This is a genomic window from Vibrio sp. S17_S38 (assembly GCF_014694375.1).
Classification (GTDB): domain Bacteria; phylum Pseudomonadota; class Gammaproteobacteria; order Enterobacterales; family Vibrionaceae; genus Vibrio.
Genome location: NZ_JAAUWW010000003.1, coordinates 114,787 through 133,938, shown reverse-complemented (window position 1 = coordinate 133,938; position 19,152 = coordinate 114,787). Strand labels below are relative to the sequence as shown.

The 19,152-nt window shown below is 40.0% G+C and carries 18 protein-coding genes; 10 read left to right on the top strand and 8 right to left on the bottom strand.

Annotated features, from left to right (window positions below; genetic code table 11):
- The first annotated feature begins 163 nt into the window (after window positions 1-163).
- Complete coding sequence (locus HC725_RS03635) at window positions 164-1,153, top strand: DUF2860 family protein (protein ID WP_190330421.1); 990 nt, start codon at window positions 164-166, stop codon at window positions 1,151-1,153.
- A gap of 54 nt (window positions 1,154-1,207) precedes the next feature.
- On the opposite strand, the gene HC725_RS03630 is transcribed toward HC725_RS03635, so the two are convergent.
- Window positions 1,208-1,396: a DUF4250 domain-containing protein gene (locus HC725_RS03630; protein ID WP_190330420.1), complete on the bottom strand. Its 189-nt coding sequence runs from the start codon at window positions 1,394-1,396 to the stop codon at window positions 1,208-1,210.
- Window positions 1,397-1,418: 22 nt separating this feature from the next.
- Complete coding sequence (locus HC725_RS03625) at window positions 1,419-1,622, bottom strand: YaeP family protein (protein ID WP_190330419.1); 204 nt, start codon at window positions 1,620-1,622, stop codon at window positions 1,419-1,421.
- Between the two features lie 240 nt (window positions 1,623-1,862).
- Between HC725_RS03625 and kch the strand changes: the two genes are divergently transcribed.
- Entirely contained in the window at window positions 1,863-3,041 is a 1,179-nt protein-coding gene (kch, locus tag HC725_RS03620) for a voltage-gated potassium channel protein (protein WP_190330418.1), read from the top strand.
- A 102-nt stretch (window positions 3,042-3,143) separates the two neighbouring features.
- Here the strand turns inward: kch and HC725_RS03615 are convergent, their stop codons facing one another.
- Window positions 3,144-4,859, bottom strand: coding sequence for a proline--tRNA ligase (locus HC725_RS03615; RefSeq protein ID WP_190330417.1), 1,716 nt, complete (start codon window positions 4,857-4,859; stop codon window positions 3,144-3,146).
- A 100-nt stretch (window positions 4,860-4,959) separates the two neighbouring features.
- Window positions 4,960-5,706 (bottom strand): tRNA (N6-threonylcarbamoyladenosine(37)-N6)-methyltransferase TrmO, encoded by a 747-nt coding sequence (gene tsaA, locus HC725_RS03610; RefSeq protein WP_190330416.1) that lies wholly within the window; start codon window positions 5,704-5,706, stop codon window positions 4,960-4,962.
- A 251-nt stretch (window positions 5,707-5,957) separates the two neighbouring features.
- Here tsaA and ykgO point away from each other — a divergent pair, with 251 nt between their 5' ends.
- Window positions 5,958-6,083, top strand: coding sequence for a type B 50S ribosomal protein L36 (gene ykgO, locus HC725_RS03605; protein WP_086982504.1), 126 nt, complete (start codon window positions 5,958-5,960; stop codon window positions 6,081-6,083).
- 127 nt (window positions 6,084-6,210) lie between these two features.
- Here ykgO and metQ read toward each other — a convergent pair whose 3' ends face one another.
- From metQ to metN, 3 genes are all read right to left on the bottom strand, one after another.
- Window positions 6,211-7,020, bottom strand: a complete 810-nt coding sequence (metQ, locus tag HC725_RS03600) for a methionine ABC transporter substrate-binding lipoprotein MetQ (protein ID WP_190330415.1) — start codon at window positions 7,018-7,020, stop codon at window positions 6,211-6,213.
- 61 nt (window positions 7,021-7,081) lie between these two features.
- Entirely contained in the window at window positions 7,082-7,765 is a 684-nt protein-coding gene (locus tag HC725_RS03595; RefSeq protein ID WP_190330414.1) for a methionine ABC transporter permease, read from the bottom strand.
- On the bottom strand, window positions 7,755-8,789 hold the full coding sequence (gene metN / locus HC725_RS03590; protein WP_190330413.1) for a methionine ABC transporter ATP-binding protein MetN: 1,035 nt from the start codon (window positions 8,787-8,789) through the stop codon (window positions 7,755-7,757). The genes HC725_RS03595 and metN overlap by 11 nt, the downstream gene beginning before the upstream one ends.
- A gap of 379 nt (window positions 8,790-9,168) precedes the next feature.
- On the opposite strand from metN, the gene gmhB reads away from it, so the two are divergent.
- Window positions 9,169-9,726 carry a D-glycero-beta-D-manno-heptose 1,7-bisphosphate 7-phosphatase gene (gene gmhB, locus HC725_RS03585; RefSeq protein WP_190330412.1) on the top strand — a complete coding sequence of 186 codons (558 nt, stop codon included), beginning with the start codon at window positions 9,169-9,171 and terminating at the stop codon, window positions 9,724-9,726.
- A 111-nt stretch (window positions 9,727-9,837) separates the two neighbouring features.
- On the opposite strand, the gene HC725_RS03580 is transcribed toward gmhB, so the two are convergent.
- The gene (locus tag HC725_RS03580) at window positions 9,838-11,067 is read right to left on the bottom strand and encodes an aromatic amino acid transporter (RefSeq protein ID WP_190330411.1); all 1,230 of its coding nucleotides are present in this window, start codon (window positions 11,065-11,067) and stop codon (window positions 9,838-9,840) included.
- 377 nt (window positions 11,068-11,444) lie between these two features.
- Between HC725_RS03580 and hflX the strand changes: the two genes are divergently transcribed.
- The 6 genes from hflX to HC725_RS03550 all read left to right on the top strand — a co-directional run bounded on the left by hflX (window position 11,445) and on the right by HC725_RS03550 (window position 19,151).
- Entirely contained in the window at window positions 11,445-12,788 is a 1,344-nt protein-coding gene (gene hflX, locus HC725_RS03575) for a GTPase HflX (RefSeq protein ID WP_190330410.1), read from the top strand.
- Window positions 12,789-13,032: 244 nt separating this feature from the next.
- Window positions 13,033-14,061, top strand: coding sequence for an ABC transporter permease subunit (locus HC725_RS03570; protein WP_190330409.1), 1,029 nt, complete (start codon window positions 13,033-13,035; stop codon window positions 14,059-14,061).
- Between the two features lie 14 nt (window positions 14,062-14,075).
- The gene (locus HC725_RS03565) at window positions 14,076-15,131 is read left to right on the top strand and encodes an ABC transporter permease (protein WP_190330539.1); all 1,056 of its coding nucleotides are present in this window, start codon (window positions 14,076-14,078) and stop codon (window positions 15,129-15,131) included.
- Between the two features lie 27 nt (window positions 15,132-15,158).
- On the top strand, window positions 15,159-17,000 hold the full coding sequence (locus tag HC725_RS03560; protein WP_238928415.1) for an extracellular solute-binding protein: 1,842 nt from the start codon (window positions 15,159-15,161) through the stop codon (window positions 16,998-17,000).
- Complete coding sequence (locus HC725_RS03555) at window positions 16,997-18,145, top strand: ABC transporter ATP-binding protein (protein ID WP_190330407.1); 1,149 nt, start codon at window positions 16,997-16,999, stop codon at window positions 18,143-18,145. Before HC725_RS03560 ends, HC725_RS03555 begins: the two co-directional genes overlap by 4 nt.
- The gene (locus tag HC725_RS03550; protein WP_190330406.1) at window positions 18,138-19,151 is read left to right on the top strand and encodes an ABC transporter ATP-binding protein; all 1,014 of its coding nucleotides are present in this window, start codon (window positions 18,138-18,140) and stop codon (window positions 19,149-19,151) included. Before HC725_RS03555 ends, HC725_RS03550 begins: the two co-directional genes overlap by 8 nt.
- Window position 19,152: the final 1 nt, after the last annotated feature.

The window sequence follows — 19,152 nt, the reverse complement described above, 5'->3', positions numbered from 1 at the left end:
AAAATAGAGCGGATATCACTAAATATGGAAATGAAATAAGACAGCGACAATTAAGTCTGGAAGCAGATCACTCTAAATTAAGATGGTTCTTTGCTATTGTATTGATTAGTTTTATTTGTTATTTTTAGTCAAGTATTCTTATTTTGTATGGTTCGGTGTTGGCATGGTTAAAGTTATTTGGGTTGCAGTGGTTTTATTTGCACTATCAGAGTATAGCTATGCAGATGAACAAAAAGGCAAGTGGCAACCTGGTGTTTCAGGAACGCTAGCGATGTTAGTGGGAGGTGTGCAAAGCAACTCTCGCCTAGACTCTGGCCCTAAAAATATTGATTCGTTATCAGGATCGGGTGAAGAGAAAAAGGAGGCTTTCTTTTTTCCTTTGGCTGCGAGTCATGTGAACTATACGTTTTCAAATGGCAATTCACGTGTGCGATTTGGTGTAGAAGAAGCTGATATTGCTCTTGGTCGGCCACATATTGAGTTAGGTTTTCATCAATATGTTGATAATCTGGGTACTTTTAAGCTTTCTTACTTACCAGGTATTTTATCTGCGACGACTTGGAAAGATCCTTACCTTGTTGGTGAAGATAGAAAAGAAACTGACCGTAATATTCAAGGGGCACGCTTCCAATATACAGATATATTATCATCGCGATTTGGTTTGGAAATGGCCTATGGGAATCAAAAAATAGACGATGAACTCAGTGGTATTAGCTTTTCTCCGACAGCCCAAAAAGCATTAGATCGTAATGGTGACTTGTACTTTATTGAACTATCTCATTTAGACCCGATAAGTAAGACATGGTTAGTACGCAGCTCCGTCAACTATATGCGTAAAGATTTATCTGGTGAGGCAATGTCATCAAATAAATACACTGGGCAAATTGCCTTTTTGAAGCGGTTAGTTAAAGGAACCTTTACCGTAAGTGTCAAATATCATTATGAAGATTTTGAAAATGTGAACCCTATTTTTCAAGACACACGCAGTGATAATGGTGTAGGCATTATGTCTACTTATGTTTATAAAGCGCCATTTAATTTGAAAAATGTCGGATTAGTGACGTTACTTGGTTACAATCAAGATTTTTCTAATATTGATTTTTATGACAATTATAATGTGATTATTGGGGCTGGCGTGAGTTATGATTTCTAGTGATAGGGAGAATTGATTATTGAAGATAAGCCAACCCATATTTTTATAAATAAATTACCGGAACTGCTTAGCCTCTGGTAAATAATCAAATCCTGCGGTTGCGAGTTTCTCTATTAATTTTTGCTTATCAATATCGAAAAACTTAGTTAAGCCTTCTAAGTCACCAAATTCATCTCGGATCTTCATGTTGACAATACTCATCAACATAATCGGATCCATTTTTTCAAAATTAGATAAATCCATCGTGCGTTATCCTTATTATGATTTAGTCTTCAAAGTCTGAGATTAAAAGATTGGCTGCGGCAAAGGCGGCTCGCTCACGGGTTTCTTTAGGTAGGTCTTCATCTGAAGCAATATCATTAAAGGTTTTTACAGCACAAGTAATAGCTTGTGGAATATAGCCTTGATCGCCACTGCCAATTTGAGCGTATAGTTCACGGACTAAGTTGCAACAGTCGTAGATTTTCATTAAATATATCCAAGTTAAGTTACTAGCTGATTAAAGGTATTTCTGAGTGTTGATGGTAGATTAATATACTTAAAAGCGATATGGAACATCGAATATAGCTATCTTATTGGATAGTTGTAGTTTCCTCTAAGTTCACTCATCCCAACCACTTAGGTCGCTTTACTCAACAAAAGGTTATTTTGATTGTGAATATCTAAATGGTATTCTCTCAGCTCTATTATTATCGGATATGTTTGCAACATGATGAGAAAAAAATTACTCAGTCTATATAAACCATCTTGGATATTAGCCATTCTTGTTGCGGCTAATGGCTATTGGTTTATCAAACCAGCGATACAGCATAGCTTAAATATTTTGCCCAGTTTATTAGACTGGCATGATGATTGGTCGAGCCTTATTGATGAAATTGGACTAACTGAATTACCTAGATTAATGCTCGGTGCTGGCTTGATTATCATGTCTATTGGCTTGGCATTAAAAGCTCGATTAGCTTGGGCATTTTCCCTTCTTTTGTTGATCATTGTTGCGGCTATTAGCCTTTTATCATCAAGCTCTGGGTTATTATTACTAAGTTATACGTTGATTGTTAGTGCTCTATTATTGCTGTACTGGAAAAGCTTTGATAGTTCAAGTATTGCGGCGGGTAGCCTTTTTGCCTTAACCAGTACGGGCGCATTAATGCTGTACGCTATTTTTGGTACATTATATTTAGGGGCTGAATTCAGTTCACCTATTACTGATCTTTCCACGGCATTTTATTTTTCCATCGTGAGTATGTCGACAGTGGGTTATGGTGATCTTTATCCTATAACCTCTACCGCGAGATTATTTACCGCATCGATTATTGTGATGGGTATTACGGTATTTGCAACGTCCATCAGTGCGATTATTGGTCCTGTTATTGGTGGTAATTTAAAAAGAATTGTTAAAGGTAGGATATCGAACGTGATGAGAAAAAATCATTTTATAATTTTAGGTGTATCTCCAACTGCGCACAGCGTCTATGAGGGTTTAACTGAACGTGGGGAATCGGTCACTGTTGTTATTCCTGCCAATGTAGAGCATGAATATCCGAGTGATGCCGATATTGTTATTGGTGAGCCTTCGTCTTCTGATGTTTTGATTGAAGCGGGTGCTGAGAAAGCCCAGTATATTCTGGCATTGCGTAATGACGATGCTGATAATGCTTTTATCGTATTAGCGGCAAAAGAGGTTGGCGGTAAGAATACTAAGACTATTGCTTTGGTAAACTCAAGTAAGCATATTCCTCAAATTAAACGAGTAAAGCCTGATGTGGTTTTTTCGCTACAATTATTGGGAAGTGAGTTGTTAGTGAGAACCTTAAAAGGTGAAACTATAGACAATAAATTGATTACTAAACTATTTTTTGGTGAAGAAACTGAAGTGTCGGCTGATTAATTTTATCTGTAGATTTCAAATAAGAACACTATAGAAAATAGAAAAAAGATAGTAAAAAAGGCAGCGTAAAGGCTGCCTTTTTCATATCAGATAAAGCGAGGTTTATTGTAGCTTGGCTTTCAAGTGCTCAATAATATTATCGATTGCAATTGATTCTTTAACGCCATCTCGACGATGTTTATATTCAAAATTTCCTTCATCGATACTACGATCTCCGATCACAACCGTGTGCGGAATGCCAATTAGCTCGATATCTTTAAACATCACACCTGGGCGCTCTTTACGGTCATCAAACAGTACTTCAATACCCATTGTTGTAAGTTCGGCATAAAGCTTCTCTGCTGCTTCTTGTACGCGTGGCGATTTTTGCATATTCATAGGAACAATGGCTACTTGGAATGGTGCAAGCGCGTCTGGCCAAATAATGCCTGAGTCATCGTGGTTTTGTTCAATAGCGGCTGCGACAACACGTGTTACACCGATACCGTAACAACCCATTTCAAGAATGACGTTTTTGCCGTCAGGGCCAAGCACACCACAGTTCATTTTTTCTGAGTAGTTTTTACCGAGTTGGAAGATATGACCAACTTCGATGCCGCGTTTTAACATCAATGTACCTTTACCACATGGACTTGGGTCACCTTCGACTACGTTACGTAAATCTTCAACTTGACCTAACTTAACATCGCGGCTCCAGTTAATACCGAAGTAGTGCTTACCGTCGATATTAGCACCTGCGCCAAAATCACTCATGACTGCGACGCTGCGATCAACGATGAATGGCAGTTTAAGACCAACCGGACCTAATGAGCCAGGGCCTGCACCGATTAGCTGACGAATTTCTTCTTCATTTGCCATCTCCAGAGGAGCGGCTACTTGCGGTAAGTTTTCCGCTTTAATTTCGTTTAGCTCGTGATCACCACGAATAATCAAAGCAATGATTGATGCATCGATATCATCAGAAGCCTTTACAAATAATGTTTTGACAGTTTTTTCGATCGGTAAGCTGTGCTGTTCAACCAATTCTGCAATGGTTTTTGCATTAGGAGTATCAACTAATGTCATTTCTTGAGTTGGATCTGCGTATTCAGCTGATGGTGCTAAGGCTTCTGCTTTTTCGAGGTTAGCGGCATAATCAGATTCAGTTGAGAATGCAATTAGATCTTCGCCACTTTCGGCTAATACATGAAATTCTTGAGAACCATTACCACCGATAGCGCCGCTATCGGCTAGTACAGGACGGTAGTCCAGGCCCATACGATCAAATGCTTTACAGTATGCATCGTGCATAGCGTCATAAGACTTTTGAAGCCCATCTTTATCGATATCAAAGCTGTAAGCATCCATCATACTAAATTCACGAGCACGCATAACGCCAAAACGAGGGCGACGTTCATCACGGAATTTGGTTTGGATTTGGTACAGGTTCAATGGTAGTTGTTTGTAAGAGCTGACTTCACCACGTACGAGACTCGTGATCACTTCTTCTGCTGTTGGGCTAAGAACAAATGGACGAGAGTGTCGGTCAGTAAAGCGAAGTAATTCAGGGCCCATTTTTTCAGAACGGCCAGTTTCTTCCCATAGCTCAAACGGTTGAACAACGGGCATTAATGTTTCAATTGCACCTGCATTATCGATTTCTTGACGAATGATGTTTTCAACTTTACGCAGTACACGTAGACCTGTCGGCAGCCAAGTGTATAAACCTGACGCTAATTTACGGATCATACCTGCACGTAGCATTAGCTGATGGCTAATGACTTCTGCATCGTTTGGGGTTTCTTTTAAAGTCGAAACAAGGTATTTGCTGGTGCGCATTATGTTACCCGCTTAAGTTATTGAATGATGTGTCTTATCCATATGGAAAATTAGTCCATATAGTAAATTAGCCCAACATAATATCAGCCTGAGCGCATTCTCAAAAGGGTTCTATGGTTGTTACTCGAATGAAATTGCGATTTATTGTATCGATGGTAGTAGATAAATCACTTTCAACTGTGAATTTGACGTTTAAAGCGAATAAATGCACAGCGTATTCTTTGTTATCAGTTTTATTTTTTTTGTAAGCTGGGCGAGGATCTTGTCCTAGCACTTGTTCGATTACCGCCTGGATTTGTTGATGTTCAGAAGGCTTATTTTGGCAATGTTTTGCTAATGACAGTTGGGCTGCTTCTGAAAAGATCACGCTGAAAACGTCAGGTGCTTTTTCTGCGAAGCCACCTACAGCATTTGGTAATGCATCGGAATAAGGAATATACGGTTTAATATCGATGATTGGTGTGCCATCAACTAAATCAACACTGCCTAATTCTAGCCAAGTCTGGTTTCCTTCTTGTGTTACACCTTTTAGTTCTACCGCCGACATACCAATCCCATTAGGACGGAAGGTCGAGCGTGACGCAAATACACCAATCCTCTCATTACCACCCAAGCGAGGTGGCCGCACTGTTGGTTTCCATCCGGCTGCGAGATTTTGATCAAATAAGAACAGTAACCAAACATGGCTGAATTGTTCAATACTACGTACCGATTCTGGGTTATTCGCTTCACCAAGGAGCTTTACTCTTGCCGTCGCACTTGGTGCTAATCGAGGTTGTCTAGGCACTGCAAATTTTTCTTTATAAGGGCTTTGAACCATACCGATTGGTTCTATTTTGTAAGGCATAAGTTATCAATATAGAAGGTTGATTATTTACATATAAAAATACCACAGGTCCTCAATATTAGGTGCTGAATTTTTGTATCAATAGAAGCCCTTTTTAAATGCTACTTTTTTATGCAAAATAATTCGCTTCCGTTTGATAATTACAGTATATTTATTGTTATGATATAACATATCACAAGGTGGGGTTAAAAGTGATATTTTTGTGCTCAGCTCAGTTATTGGTTAGTTGTATTTTTAAAGGAAGATAATAAATGAAAGTATTGAAATCGTTAAAAAGTGCGAAAAATCGCCATCCAGATTGTCAGGTAGTGAAGCGAAAAGGGCGGTTGTATGTAATTTGTAAAGCGAACCCTAGGTTTAAAGCGGTTCAGAAGTAGCTTTATGGGTTTACCAAACAGGGGCTGTGGTTAATATAGGACTCAGGGTCTGTTTTTATATAAAAGGCATGAAATAAAAAAGGGTAGCTGAAGCTACCCTTAATGTGTTGTTAGCGTTTAGCCGGAATTACCAACCTTTCACTACGCCACCTTTGAATAATTTTTTCGCTGCTTCGTATACTTCTTCAGTTTGGTATGCTTTTACGAAGTTTTTCACGTTTTCACTGTCTGCATTATCATCACGAGCAACAATTAAGTTGGTGTATGGTGATTCTTTGTTTTCAACAAAAATACCATCTTTGTCTGGCGATAAGTTGATGCTGCTTGCATAAGTAGTATTGATAATTGCAATGGTAACGTCTTGTAGAGAATTAGGCAGTTGTGGTGCTTCTAACTCAACAAAATCCAATTTCTTAGGATTATCGATAATATCAAGAGGCGTAGCTTGTAGGCCAGATTCTTTGCTCAGCTTGATCAAACCTTGCTCTTGAAGAAGTAACAGTGCGCGGCCTTCGTTGGTTGGATCATTTGGAATAGCAATGCTGTCGCCTTTTTTCAACTCATCAAGTGATTTGATTTTCTTTGAGTAGCCAGCGATCGGGTAAACGAAAGTGTTACCAACTGGTTTGATTTTGTAGCCACGATCTTTGATTTGCTGATCAAGATATGGAGCATGTTGGAATGCGTTTGCATCAATAGAACCATCATCTAATGCAGCATTAGGAATAACATAATCAGAAAAAATCGTTAGTTTTACATCTAAATTGTATTTTTCTTTAGCAATTTTCGCTGCAACTTCTGCAACTTGTGCTTCTGCTCCAGCAATTACGCCAACATTGATAGTATTACTCGCTGCATTTACCGCACCAGCAACAAGTAGTGATGTTGTAATAACAGCAGCGCTGAATAAACCTTTTAATTTCATATTTAACTCCATGTATTTTATTTTTAATTGGTTGTTTATATTAAATCTATTTCTATTTCTATTTCTATTTCTATTATCTATGGTCAACACGAGTCGCTATTCGATCGCCAACCATTTGAATAATTTGCACCACAATGACCAATAACACCACTGTTATAAACATAATGTCAGGCTGATAACGTTGGTAACCATAACGCATGGCAACATCACCTAAACCACCGCCACCAACGGTACCCGCCATCGCAGAATAACTCACTAAGGTAACAAGAGTGATGGTGATAGTATTAACAATAGAAGGCAGGGCCTCAGGCAGTAATACTTTAGCTATTATTTGCATTGGTCGTGCGCCCATTGATTGCGCTGCTTCAATTAATCCAGTTGGTACTTCCACTAATGCACTTTCAACTAAGCGTGCAATAAAAGGAATTGCACCAACGGTTAACGGAACAATTGCCGCTGTAGTGCCAATGAACTTACCAATTAATAATGTGGTAAACGGAATGATAGCAACCATTAAGACTAAAAATGGAACTGAGCGGCCGATATTCACAATCGCGCCAAGCACTAAATTAATAAGCTTGTTCTCGGTTAAGCCGCCTTTTTTGGTTATATGTAAAATCACGCCCATTGGTATGCCAACCATAAAACCAATTAGGCCAGCGACTCCAACCATGTAAAGTGTTTCCCACGTTGCGCCCCAAATAAGACGAAAAGTACGGTGGTCGTAATACCAATCCATGATGTGATCATAAAACATAGCCAAGTACCTCGACTTTAATATTGTGTTCTTTTAAGAAAGTGACTGACTGTTCTACTTGAGTCTTGTCGCCGAAGAATTCCGCCACCATTAAGCCAAAACGAACGCCACCAGTGTAAGAAATATCCGCATTTAGAATACTGACATCAACATTGAATTGACGAGATAATTGGCTTACGGCAGGAATATCAATCGATGCGCCTGTGAATTCAAGACGAATAAGAGGGACTGAACCTTCTATTTGTGCAGTGTGTAGACGAGCTTTGTAATCATCAGGAATAGAGAGGTCAAGCGTTGAACGAATGAAATCTTGCGCTAATTCAGTTTTAGGGTGAGCAAAAATATCACTGACTAAGCCCTGCTCAACCAATAAGCCACCACCAATAATAGCCACCTTGTCACAAATGTTTTTCACTACATCCATTTCGTGGGTAATGATCAAAATAGTAAGGTTTAACTTTTGATTAATGGTTTTGAGCAGCTCTAAGATTGATTTTGTGGTCGCAGGATCAAGTGCACTGGTCGCTTCATCACATAATAATACTTTTGGATCGGATGCTAATGCTCGAGCAATCGCGACTCGTTGTTTTTGCCCACCACTTAAATTGGCTGGATAAGTATCACGTTTATCTGCAAGCCCAACTAATACCAATAACTCAGATACTTTGGTTTCAATTTGCGCTGCTGGAATTTTAGATAACTCAAGTGGCAGCGCTATATTATCGAATACCGTGCGAGAAGAGAGTAAATTGAAGTGTTGGAAGATCATGCCGATATTACGACGAGCATGGCTTAATTGAGTATTTGAAAGCTGAGTAAGATCGACACCATCGACAATCACATTGCCAGATGTTGGCGCTTCAAGCATGTTAACGCAGCGAATCAGTGTGCTTTTGCCTGCGCCAGATGAACCTATCACGCCGCATATTTCCCCTTGAGGAACGGTGAGGTTGATGTCTTTCAGGGCAACGATCTCTTTGCTTCCCTGATAAAAGATTTTGTTAACGTTTTTTATTTCAATCATTTAATGACCTAAATTGTATCCGTACAATAGTTTCATTTCGTATAATGCACGGAATACAGTTGAAAAGTACAGCGTGTTTGCAATCTGTAGACGATGCTATGGTTTTGTGTGCTACAAGTCAATGGGTATTTCTACGTCTAGACGTCTAAACGTTAGGTTTTAAATTGGCTGCTGATAAAACATGCAATCAATTATTGTAAGTAATTGATTACCTATAATAGTTCATGTTTATTCCGCGCTTCTTTCTTTAAGTTAGTCAAAAAAAGAATAAGCTAATGAAGTCATAAATAAAGCGTGCGATAATTAGGCCTAATATGCTTTACCCAAATCGAGACTCGACTTAGGTATACGCACAATAAATCATAGAGAGAGTGCTATTTTGTCTAAACCTGCCGTTTTTATCGATCGCGATGGTGTCATTAACGTTGACCATGGCTATGTCAGCAAAGTTGATGATTTTCAATATATCGATGGCGTTTTTGATGCCACGAAAGCCATCAAGGAATTGGGTTATCAATTGGTGCTTGTCACGAATCAATCCGGTATTGCTCGCGGCTATTATACCGAAAAGGAATTCCTAAGATTAACGGAGTGGATGGATTGGAATTTTGTTGACCAAGGTGTTGAGTTTGATGGTTTGTATTACTGCCCACATCACTCAGAAGGTAGCGTTGAAAAATACACTCAAGAATGCGATTGCCGTAAACCGCAACCAGGAATGTTTTTATCAGCTCAAGACGAATTAGATATTGATATGTCAAATTCAGTCATGGTAGGTGATAAAGAAGCGGATATGCAAGCCGCGATCAGTGCTGGCGTGAATACTCGTATCTTAGTTCGCAGTGGCAAAGCTGTGACGGAAGCGGCTGAAAAATTGGCTACAGTGGTACTTGATAGTATTAAAGATGTACCTAAGTATTTAGCAGAGAATAAGTAACCATTCTTCGCAAGTGCGCACTTGGCTAGCACTTAGTTTAATAATAGTTAGAAAAAATAGCCCTTCATCATTTTGCTACTGATGAAGGGCTATTTTGTTAATAGTGTTAGTCTAACCTTTAAAAACGGGCAACATACCTAACATTGTTAAAATATGAAATAAGGCGGTAGCAACACCAAAGAGCAAAATAAAGTAAGGTACGAACTTACCACCACCGACGACAAAATTTCGCCCACTCTTGTTAGGTAAATGAGTGTTTTTCTGACGAGATTTCAACACTAGCAATGCAGGAATAATACACGTCCACACGGTTGCTGCTGCTCCTGCATAACCAATAGCTAGAATAAATCCGAATGGAAAAAGAAGTGATAATATCAGTGGTGGCATAAAAGTAACGGCCCAGGTTTTGGTGCGACCTGTTTTACTTTGATCAAACTTAAATAAATCCGCTAGATAATCAAATACCCCTAAACCAACACCAATAAATGAAGACACAATGGCCGCCATTGAAAAGGCATTAATGGCTTGGGCTATCTTTTGCGATTCGACTACATCACCCAATGCTTTGAGCAGTACATCCACGTTACCATCTTGCGCAATGATAGGGCCGAATGAGCCACGCGGTAGATTACCAAAAATACTTAATACCCAAATAATATATAAAGTTAAGGCGATTAATGTACCACCTAAAATAGCGTATTTCGCTTTACGCTCTTCCTTATAGTAAGCACGCATTGACGCCACTGAGTGATGGTAGCCAAATGAGGTCAGCGCGATTGGTAGCAAGGCCATCGAGTATTTAGCATATTGCCCTTGCTGATTAATGGTATCGAATAAGCTAGCAGTATCAATATGCACAGTTAAGCCAAAGACTCCGAATACAAAGGTCAGAATCATGGTCGCAATGAGCATAATCGAGATACGATCAACGGCGCGTGTTGAATGCCATACAATGCTTGAAGCAATAAAGACAAATAAGATCGACGCTAGTTTGCTATCGAGGCCAAGTGAGCCTTGTAGAATCAGGCCGAATGAAGTGGTGTAAGCATAAAGTAAGATCCCACCGACAAAGTACACGGTTAAGTTATTAAATAAGTTAACTTTACTACCGAGCATGTCGAGTGTGACGGTGTTAAACGAAACTGATAAATCGTAATGTTTAAACGCTTCTAATAATAACCAACCAGAAACTGTCATGACCGCCATGGTTAATGTGATGGCAAGAATAGACCATATGGTCCAACTACCCGCACCAGCACTTGGTAATCCAAGCATACCTGCGCCCACACACACACTAGCAATAATACAAGCGCCGCCAATCAATGAAGGTTTCTTCGTCATAATCAGTCTCTTTCAGAAAAATATAAAGTAGTGGAATATACTACTCAACAGCATTTAGCTTGGAAGGACGCTTGTAATAAAATTGAATTCAAAGAGAAAACAACCGACTTCGATACTAAAGAAGGCACATCATAGCTGTAATTTTCAAATCAGTAAACTAGTTAGGTAGTACAAAGGGGTGGGGACGAAAATTATTCTGTTTTATTTGAGGGCAGTCTTATTTTGTACATCTAACTCATCTTTTAAAACTTGGCAATTTAGCCTCAATGTAAATAATATCTTGATTAGTCTCCTCTCCTCTATAAAGCTTACCTATAAAAGCGTAGGATCAAATTACTTTAGATCAAAATTTGGTTCGCATTCAGGTGCTCTAATATATGAAATTAACGACAAAACCATTACATAATCACGCTTTACTTATTTCTATCTGTACACCGCAATTTAAAGGCGATGAAGCTGCTGAATCGCTGGCGGAACTTGCTCGATTAGTGACAACCCTAGGATTTAAAGTGGTTGGCACTCAGTCGCAAATGCAACGCTCAAACCAAAGACAAAATGTATTGGGTGCGGGTAAATTGGCTGAAATCGCACATCTCACTGGAAATAAAGGCGAGACGGAAGAGGGGGATGACTTTGACGAAGTATTATTGGATGAATCCTCATTTGACGATATTACCTCAGAAGATCTGCCATTTTCTTGTGCCGATGTGGTGGTATTTGATTGTGATTTAAGTCCATCACAACTGCGTAATGTCGAGAATCAATTAGGCGTAGAAGTATTTGACCGTACTGGCATCATTATTGAAATATTTAGCCGCCATGCTCGAACTCGAACCGCTCGCCTACAAGTTGAAATTGCACGCCTTAATTATGTTGCACCACGCTTACGAGAATCTACCATTGGTAATAAAGAGCGCCAAATGGGTAAAGGCGCAGGCGAAACAACACTCGAGCTCGATCGTCGTAAAGTCCGCGATCAATTAGCCGAACTTAGGCGTGAGTTAGTTAGCGTTCAAGCAGAATTGAAAGGGCGTCGTCGCCAGCGTTCAGATCTGTTTTGTGTTGCGTTAGTAGGCTATACCAATGCTGGTAAATCATCGATGATGCGGGCACTCACCGGAAGTGAAGTGTTGGTCGAAAACAAGCTTTTTGCTACCTTGGATACCACCGTGAGAGCTTTGTCTCCAGAGACGCAACCACGTATATTAGTGTCTGATACGGTTGGCTTTATTAAAAAATTGCCGCATGATCTTGTTGCATCATTTCACTCGACTTTAGCCGAAGCGCACGATGCGTCATTGTTGCTCTATGTGGTTGATGCCTCGGATACGACTTTCCGACTTCAGCTTGATGTGGTGCACGAGGTATTGGCGGAAGTGGGCGTGGACGATATCAATAAATTATTGGTATTGAATAAGTCCGATCAATTGAGCTTGGATCAACAACAAGTATTAATGGAAGAATTTCCTGATGCCATGATGACTTCAACTCGTGATCCGTTTGATGTGGCAAAATTACATCAATATATTGTTGATACGGCCGAACACGAGATGATTGAAGAGGACATTATTGTTCCTTATACCGCAAACGGTATTATAGGTGAAATTCGGTCGAGCATGAGTGTGACGAAAGAAGAATATGAATATAGTCATATTAAGCTCACAGTGCGATCAAGTGCGATTGATTTAGCAAGGCTAAAAAAGCGCATGCAAAATTTATAAGCACTCATGACTCACATATGATAAAAATCTCTCAATTTAGGTAACTATCTACCTACTCTGAGAGGTTTTAACATAAATAAAAAGACTAATTCAGCGTAGAAACTGATAATCGTTCACAACCTTCATTATCATTTCTAGTGAATTTATCGCTTCCCCGTTACAATCAATAACTATAATCTAAACAGCAAGATATGATTGTTTATCTCAATAGGGAGTGTTGAGTCATGGTGACAGGCTGGACTGGATGCTAGCGTATATTTTAAGACGACTGTTACTGGTCGTTCCTACCTTTATTGGTATTACATTGTTGATCTTTACGCTAACTCGCTTTGTGCCGGGTGGACCAGTCGAACGTATGCTGCTGAGCTTACAAATGCAGCAAGGTGATAAAGCGTTAACTTCGCAAGTCACGACAGGATCCAGTAATGCACTTTCTGATGACCAAATCGCAGAACTCAATGAATTTTATGGTTTAGATAAACCGATTCCACAGGCGTATTGGGCGTGGTTAACCAAGCTAGTACAACTGGATTTGGGTGAATCGACTCGCTACTACGAACCTGTGACCGATATGATTGCCGAGCGTTTACCAGTGTCGCTATTTTATGGCGGTATGACCTTTCTAATTAGTTACCTTGTCTCAATTCCTCTGGGTTATTTTAAAGCAATGCGACATGGCAGCGTACTTGATGCCTCGAGTTCGATTTTTATCTTTGTCGGCTATGCGTTACCCGGTTATGTCATCGGGGTATTATTGATCAGTTTATTTGGCTTCCAATTAGAATGGTTTCCGATGGGCGGATTTGTCAGTGATGATTTTGATGATTTCTCGTCGTGGATGCAGATTAAAGATGTTATGTGGCATGCCGTTTTACCATTATTTTGTTATTTGATTGGCGACTTTGCTTTGCTCACTATGACCATGAAAAACAATTTAATGGAAAATCTTGCTGCTGATTATGTTCGTACTGCAATTGCCAAAGGTTTACCTTTTAAAAAAGCAGTTCGCCGCCATGCTTTGCGTAATAGCTTGATCCCTGTTGCCAGTTCGTTTGGTAATTCATTAATGTTTTTTATGACTGGCTCTTTTCTTATTGAAGTAATTTTTAATATTAATGGTATTGGCCTACTTGGCTATGAGTCGATTATGGAACGAGATTACCCGGTCGTCATGGGGTTGTTTGCTATTAATGCCTTGATGCTATTGATTGGGAATATTTTATCGGATATTTGCGTCGCGTTGGTGGATCCTCGCATTCGGTTTGGAGCGTAAGGTTGAATATGAGTATGATGAAATTCGATCCAATCACGAATAAAAAAATTCAACGCTTTAAAGCGATTAAGCGGGGTTATTGGTCGCTGATTATTTTGGCTTTATTAGTGATTATTGCCGTTGGTGCCGAACTGTTAGTCAACAGCCGAGCGTTAGCAGTAAAGTATGATGGTGAATGGTATTTTCCTACTTATGGCGATGTACTCTCTGGCACCACTTTTGGTCAAGACTATCAATCAGAAACCAATTATCGCCTATTACAACAGCGCTTTGAACAAGAAGATAAAACCGCTGAGCATGATAATAAAGTCATCATGCCAATCGTACCTTGGAATCCGTATGAACAAGACTTTGATGGTGACTTCCCACCGGCGGCTCCCAATGTCGAAGCGAAGCATTATTTAGGAACCGATACCATTGGTCGCGATATCCTAGCGCGTCTTTTGTATGGCTTTAGAATTGCGATGGGCTTTGCTTTTTTGACCATGATTATTTCGTATGCGATTGGAGTCAGTGTGGGTTGCGCAATGGGATTTTGGGGCGGGAAATTTGATTTATTCTTTCAGCGCTTTATTGAAATCTGGTCGATGGTGCCGTTTTTGTACGTCATTATGATCTTGGTTTCGATCATGCAGCCCAGCTTTATGTTGTTTACCTTTATTAATGTGCTATTTGGTTGGATGGGGATGACGTGGTACATGCGCACCATGACTTACAAAGAAAAAGCACGTGAATATGTCATGGCGGCTCAAGCATTGGGAGCGTCTAATTGGCGTATTTTATTTCACCATATTTTACCCAATACTATGGTGATGATTGTGACTCTTGCGCCGTTTACTATTGTCGGAAATATTACAGCTCTTACGGCATTAGACTACTTAGGATTAGGATTAATGCCACCGACTCCAAGTTGGGGGGAGTTATTGCAACAAGGTAAGTCGAATTTAGATGCACCGTGGATTGCATTGTCTGTGGTCTCTGCCATTGTGGGCGTATTGGTGATGGTGACTTTTATCGGTGAGGCGATTCGTGAGGCGTTTGATCCAAAACGTTACACCAAATATATATAAATCAAATTAATTGAGTAGGATTAGATGATGAAAAAATGGCTAAAGATGCCGCTGCTATCCACCGGATTATTGTTGGTAAGTGCTACATTACAAGCGGCAACTTTACCTGATAGTCTTGCTTGGCAAACCAATCCAAATGAGCCTATTTTTGCTTCTTCTGATGCAACTTTTGGTGGAACTTACCACACGTTTATCGATAGTTTTCCGCAAACATTTCGCACAGTAGGCCCTGATTCTAATGGCGGTTTTGCCGCTTGGACTCGTTCATCGCTTGGTTTACTAGATCGACATCCAAATATGGACAAATGGCTTCCATCGATTGCTTCTTCTTGGGCGCTAGGAGATGATCATAAAACCGTCTACTTTAAGATTGATCCTAATGCGAAATGGAGTGACGGCGTGCCTATCACCGCGAAGGATTTTACTTTCATGATGAAGATGATGCGTTCGAAAGACATTGTCGATCCATGGAGTAATGATTTTTATACCAAAGAGGTGAGTGAGATTATTGTTTATGATGATCACACCATTGCAGTGGTTTCGGGAAAGCAGAGAAATCCGGATGAACTGATGGATTATGTCAACCTTCAACCTCGACCTGCTCATTTTTATGAGAACCCTAAAAAAGATGCTAATGATGATGGCATCGCTGATGATTTTGTTCGTCGTTATAACTTTAAAGCCGAACCTACAGCTGGACCTTATTACATCGATGATATTGATAAAGGCAAAGCAGTCACTTTTCGTCATGTGAAAGATTGGTGGGGTTATGATAATAAGTATTACCAGCATCGTTTTAATGTTGAGAAGATCAATATTAAAGTGATTCGTGATCAAGACATTGCCTTTAAGTATTTTGAAAAAGGTCAGCTGGATTCATTTGCCTTATTGCGTCCTGCGTTATGGCATGAAAAAGCAACGGGAGAATTGTACGACAAAGGCTATATCCATAAAGCGTGGGCTTTTAATCAAGCACCAGTTGGAGCCGGTGGGATCTGGATAAATACTGCGATGCCATTGTTAGATGATATTAATATTCGCCGAGGCCTAGAACATGCGATCGATTATGATGGCATGATTGAGAAACTGCTTCGAAATGATTATGTTCGTAAGCCAAATCCAATGGGGATAGGACATGGTGATTATGATGCACCAGATATAAAAGCCCCTGATTTTGCTCCCAAGTTAGCGGTTTCTTTTTTTGAAAAAGCCGGTTTTACTCAAATTGGACCGGACGGTATTCGCCAAAATGGCAAAGGCCAACGATTAAGCTTTGCTGTAACGTATGCAACGCCAGCTCACACCTCACGGATTGCTTACTTACGCGAGCAAGCCAAATTAGCAGGGCTAGATTTAACCCTTAACCTGATTGATGGTTCTAGCATGTTTAAATATGTACTGGAGAAAAAACATCAGTTGTCCTTTCATGATATGAGTAACTCTAAAATTCCTGTTTACTGGCAGTACTTCTCCTCGGAAAATGCCAATAAACCTCAAACTAATAACTTCACTAACTACTCATCCCCTGAACTGGATAAACTGATTGATGCTTATAGAGTTGAATTTGATTTAACCAAAAAGCATCAATTATCTCGCCAGATCCAAATGTTAATTAATGAAGCGAATGTTATCGTTCCAGGCTATATGGTGCCATACGCGCGTGAAGGTTATTGGCGTTGGATGAAATTGCCGAAAGACATTGCGACTAAACAAACCGAATTTTTATTTAATGCTAACGGCTTTATGGGCACCATGAGTACGTTTTGGATTGATGAAAAAGCCAAACAAGAAACTAAAGAAGCAATGAAAGCAGGTAAAGCAGGTAAAGCATTTGAGCCTGTTACACTTGTCGATGAGAAGTATAAATGATCGATCATTCTGTTCTCACGATTCGAGATCTTTGTACTGAATTTACCACCGATGATGGCGTCATGCGGGTGCTTGATGGGGTGAGTTTTCATGTTCCTCGAGGTAAAACTTTGGGTATTGTGGGCGAATCGGGCTGCGGGAAAAGTGTCACAGCTATGTCGATCATGGGATTGTTACCAAAACCATTTGGCCAAGTGGTCGCAGGGAACATTATTTACTCTGATCAAAAAGACGATTCCCAAAGTGAACTCGATTTGTTGCAATTGCCAGCAGAGAAAATGTACCGCATGCGTGGCAATCGGATCTCGATGATATTTCAAGATCCGATGACGGCGCTAAATCCTGTGCACACCATTGGTAAACAGCTAATGGAAGTATTGGAACTGCATCGACCTGAATTGAAAAAGAAACAACGTTATAGCGCTGCATTAGAGATGCTTGAAAAAGTTGGTATTCCTTCGCCGAAACAACGAATGTTGGAGTTTCCTCATTTACTCTCGGGTGGTATGCGTCAACGGGTAATGATCGCGATGGCATTAGCGTGTCGGCCTGATGTTCTGATTTGTGATGAACCGACCACGGCATTAGATGTGACGGTACAAGCGCAGATTTTAGATTTAATGCGAGAGTTGCAAGCTGAAACCGGAATGTCGATTATTTTTATTACACATGATTTGGGCGTAGTGGCTGAAATGTGCGATCAAGTGGTCGTGATGTATGCAGGAAAAGTGGTGGAACAGGCGGATATCTTTGAATTATTTGATCATCCAAGCCACCCTTATACTCAAGGCTTATTGGCTTCTATGCCAAGTATGATTGGTACGCCAAAGTCTTTATTACCCACTATTGACGGTTCAGTGCCAGCTTTAAATCAAATGCCTTGTGGTTGTCGCTTTGTGACGCGGTGTCAATATGCACAAGATTTATGTCATCAAAAGCAACCTGACTTACAGTTAGTTATCTTAAATCAATCTGTTATATCAAAGCAGTCTGCCATATCAAAACAATCTTCAGATTTAAACCAAGCGACCCTGTCAGAACAAACCTCCAAGAAAGTACCAGATATTCATTTAGTCAGTTGTCATTATTGGGAACAACTTATACCCAAAAAAGATGGTGTAATTATAGGGAAAGTACATGACTGAGTTGATGCGAGTTGAAAACCTAACTCAACATTTTTTTTCAGGTAAAAGCTTGTTTAAAAAGAGTTATACCGTGCATGCGGTTGATGGTGTCAGCTTTAGGGTGAATAAAGGTGAAACGCTCGGTATTGTCGGAGAGTCGGGGTGTGGAAAAACCACCTTAGGTCGCAGTTTATTGCGTTTATATCAACCAACGTCGGGAAAGGTTTTTTTTGAAGGACAAGATATTTGTCAGCTGAGTAGTCAAGAGATGCGCAGCTTGCGGAAAGAGATGCAGATGGTGTTTCAAGATCCTACGGAATCATTAAATGTGCGACATACCGTGGGTAAAATTTTACAAGAACCTTTTGTCATCCATAATATTGGCTCAACTCAAGAGCGTAAAAAATGGGTTGCAGATTTGCTGATTAAAGTAGGTTTGCCTGAAAGCGCAGCGCAGCGCTATCCACATGAGTTTTCGGGTGGACAGAAGCAACGTATTGGTATTGCGCGCGCCATTGCATTAAAGCCAAAGCTGGTGGTGTGTGATGAGTCGGTGTCGGCGCTAGATGTTTCGGTACAAGCTCAGATTTTAAATTTGTTACTTGAATTACAAAAAGAGATGCAATTAACACTGATATTTATTGCCCATGATTTATCGGTGGTGCGTCATATTTCAGATAATATTGCCGTAATGTATCTTGGTAAAATTGTTGAATATGGCCCAGCAGAACAAGTATATCGAGATCCTAAGCATCCTTATACTCAATCATTATTATCGGCTATTCCCATTACTCACCCAAAATATCGAGACGCTAAGCTGAGAGAGCAAGAACTTGGTATTGGAAAAAGAATCTTATTAAAAGGCGATATCCCATCACCAATTGATATTCCGAAAGGCTGTCGCTTTGCTTCACGCTGCCAGCAAGTCATGCCACAATGTTTGCAAATAGAGCCTGAACTGATGGTAGAGAAAGTAAGCCAATCTTCTGGGCCTAGTAGAAAAGTTGCCTGTTTTTTACATCAATAAA

What these genes read in the sequence shown, in the direction of transcription:
- HC725_RS03635 (WP_190330421.1), top strand. Translation starts at nt 164, where the DNA reads ATGGTTAAAGTTATTTGGGTTGCAGTGGTTTTATTTGCACTATCAGAG.
- HC725_RS03630 (WP_190330420.1), bottom strand. Translation starts at nt 1,396, where the DNA reads ATGGATTTATCTAATTTTGAAAAAATGGATCCGATTATGTTGATGAGT.
- HC725_RS03625 (WP_190330419.1), bottom strand. Translation starts at nt 1,622, where the DNA reads ATGAAAATCTACGACTGTTGCAACTTAGTCCGTGAACTATACGCTCAA.
- kch (WP_190330418.1), top strand. Translation starts at nt 1,863, where the DNA reads ATGATGAGAAAAAAATTACTCAGTCTATATAAACCATCTTGGATATTA.
- HC725_RS03615 (WP_190330417.1), bottom strand. Translation starts at nt 4,859, where the DNA reads ATGCGCACCAGCAAATACCTTGTTTCGACTTTAAAAGAAACCCCAAAC.
- tsaA (WP_190330416.1), bottom strand. Translation starts at nt 5,706, where the DNA reads ATGCCTTACAAAATAGAACCAATCGGTATGGTTCAAAGCCCTTATAAA.
- ykgO (WP_086982504.1), top strand. Translation starts at nt 5,958, where the DNA reads ATGAAAGTATTGAAATCGTTAAAAAGTGCGAAAAATCGCCATCCAGAT.
- metQ (WP_190330415.1), bottom strand. Translation starts at nt 7,020, where the DNA reads ATGGAGTTAAATATGAAATTAAAAGGTTTATTCAGCGCTGCTGTTATT.
- HC725_RS03595 (WP_190330414.1), bottom strand. Translation starts at nt 7,765, where the DNA reads ATGTTTTATGATCACATCATGGATTGGTATTACGACCACCGTACTTTT.
- metN (WP_190330413.1), bottom strand. Translation starts at nt 8,789, where the DNA reads ATGATTGAAATAAAAAACGTTAACAAAATCTTTTATCAGGGAAGCAAA.
- HC725_RS03580 (WP_190330411.1), bottom strand. Translation starts at nt 11,067, where the DNA reads ATGACGAAGAAACCTTCATTGATTGGCGGCGCTTGTATTATTGCTAGT.
- hflX (WP_190330410.1), top strand. Translation starts at nt 11,445, where the DNA reads ATGAAATTAACGACAAAACCATTACATAATCACGCTTTACTTATTTCT.
- HC725_RS03570 (WP_190330409.1), top strand. Translation starts at nt 13,033, where the DNA reads ATGCTAGCGTATATTTTAAGACGACTGTTACTGGTCGTTCCTACCTTT.
- HC725_RS03565 (WP_190330539.1), top strand. Translation starts at nt 14,076, where the DNA reads ATGATGAAATTCGATCCAATCACGAATAAAAAAATTCAACGCTTTAAA.
- HC725_RS03560 (WP_238928415.1), top strand. Translation starts at nt 15,159, where the DNA reads ATGAAAAAATGGCTAAAGATGCCGCTGCTATCCACCGGATTATTGTTG.
- HC725_RS03555 (WP_190330407.1), top strand. Translation starts at nt 16,997, where the DNA reads ATGATCGATCATTCTGTTCTCACGATTCGAGATCTTTGTACTGAATTT.
- HC725_RS03550 (WP_190330406.1), top strand. Translation starts at nt 18,138, where the DNA reads ATGACTGAGTTGATGCGAGTTGAAAACCTAACTCAACATTTTTTTTCA.